1 protein-coding gene is annotated in these 2,138 nt (G+C 68.3%); it reads right to left on the reverse strand.

Translation table 11 applies throughout. The features are described 5' to 3' along the window. The coding region (locus AB0E05_RS36365) for an amino acid adenylation domain-containing protein (RefSeq protein WP_361971890.1) at window positions 1-2,138 on the reverse strand (2,138 nt) is incomplete at both ends.

A 2,138-nucleotide genomic window follows, 5' to 3' on the forward strand; every position in this document is an offset into this window, starting at 1 on the left:
GTGTAGGCCGTTGCCAGGTCGTTGGCCAGCGGGGTGAGCGACCACCCGTCGCCGACGATGTGGTGCAGCACCAGCAGCAGCACCGCGTCATCGGCACCGGCCACCAGGACGCGCGCACGGAACGGAAGCTGAACGTCCGCCGCCGGTCCGTCGGGCACGGTCAGGTCGAACGGCCGGCCGGCCTCGTCCTCGACGGCCTGTCGCAGATCGTCCGCTGCGACGTCGACGACGTCGAAGTCGACGGTGACCCGTCCGGCGTCGAGTACGTGCTGTCGGGGCAGACCGTCCACCTCGGGGAAGACGGTGCGCAGGCTCTCGTGCCGGGTGACGACGTCGTTGATGGCGTCGTGGAGGGCGGTGTGGTCGAGGGTGCCGTGGAGGCGGACGGCGAGGGGGAGATTGTAGGTGGCGCTGGGGCCTTCCAGCCGGTTGAGGAACCACAGCCGGCGCTGCGCGAAGGACAGCGGGACCGCCTCCGGGCGCTCCATCGGCACCAGGGCCTCCTGCGTCCCGGCCGTGGCGTCACCGCAGCGCTCGGCGAGTCCGGCGACGGTCGGCGCCTCGAACAGCGCACGCACCGACAGCTCCACCCCGAGGGCGGCACGCACACGAGCCACGAGACGCGTGGCCAGCAGCGAGTGCCCACCCAGGTCGAAGAAGTTGTCGTCGATGGTGATGTCGGGTACGTCGAGGACGTCGGCGAAGGCCGTGGCGAGTTCGCGTTCGACGTGGGTGCGGGGTGCGCGGCCTTCGGTGGTGGTGGCGTAGTCGGGAGCCGGCAGGGCCTTGGTGTCGAGTTTGCCGTTGACGGTCAGCGGCAGCGCGTCGAGCACGACGAGAGCCGAGGGGACCATGTACTCCGGGAGTCGTGTGCCGATGTACGTGCGCAGTGCGGCGGCATCGACCTGGGCTCGCTCGGTGGGGATGACGTAGCCGATGAGGCGTTTGTCGCCGGGGGTGTCTTCGCGGACGGTGACGGCGGCCTGGGCGATGTCGCCGTGCGCTTCTAGGGCGTTTTCGATTTCGCCGAGTTCGATGCGGAAGCCGCGGATCTTGACCTGGCTGTCGGAGCGTCCGACGTATTCGAGTTCCCCGTCGTGGTTGCGTCGTACGACGTCTCCGGTGCGGTACATGCGTGATCCGGCGGTGCCGTAGGGGTCGGCCACGAAGCGCTGGGAGGACAGGTCAGGCCGCCCGAGGTAGCCGCGCGCCAGTCCGGCACCGGCTACGTACAGTTCGCCGGCGACGTTGGTGGGCACGAGCTTGAGGTGGTTGTCGAGGACGTAGGTACGCAGGTCGGGGATGGGTTCGCCAATCAGGCTGCCGGTGGCCTCCTCCACCACATTGCGGTCGAGGGTGCGGTAGGTGACGTGGACCGTGGTTTCGGTGATGCCGTACATGTTCACCAGCCGCGGTGCATCGTCCGCGTGCCGCGCATACCAGTCCGTGAGCCGCCGTAGTTCGAGTGCTTCGCCGCCGAAGACGACGTACCGCAACGACAACTCGTCGGAGACCTCGGCGTCAGCCCGCACCAACTGATAGAAGGCGGACGGCGTCTGGTTGAGGACGGTGACCTGCTCACGAGCCAGGAGACTCACGAAGTCGCGCGGTGAACGGCTCACCTCACGCGGAACGACAACCAGTCGTCCGCCAGCCAACAGCGCACCCCACAACTCCCAGACGGAGAAGTCGAAGGCGTACGAGTGGAACAGCGTCCACACATCAGTGTGGTCGAACCCGAACCACTGCTCCGTGGACGAGAACAAGCGGACCACGTTGCCGTGTGGAACCACGACACCCTTCGGGCGTCCGGTTGAGCCGGATGTGTAGATGACGTAGGCGGCGTTCCCCGGCGTGAGCTGGACGCCTGAGATGGGAGCCGTGGTGGCGGCGGCTGTTTCGAGGTCGGTGAGGGAGAGGGCGCGGTCTTGTGTGGTGGGCTGGTCGGTGAGGACGAGGACCGGGTTGGTGTCGGAGAGCATGAACGCGATGCGGTCCGCCGGGTAGTCCGGGTCCACTGGCACGTATGCGGCGCCGGACTTGAGTACGGCCAGCAGCGCCACGACGAGTTCGGCCGAGCGCGGGAGGGCGACGGCGACGAAGGTCTCGGGACCTGCGCCGTGGGCGGCGAGGACTCC

The organism is Streptomyces sp. NPDC048057, assembly GCF_040653095.1.
In the GTDB taxonomy this organism is placed as follows: domain Bacteria; phylum Actinomycetota; class Actinomycetes; order Streptomycetales; family Streptomycetaceae; genus Streptomyces.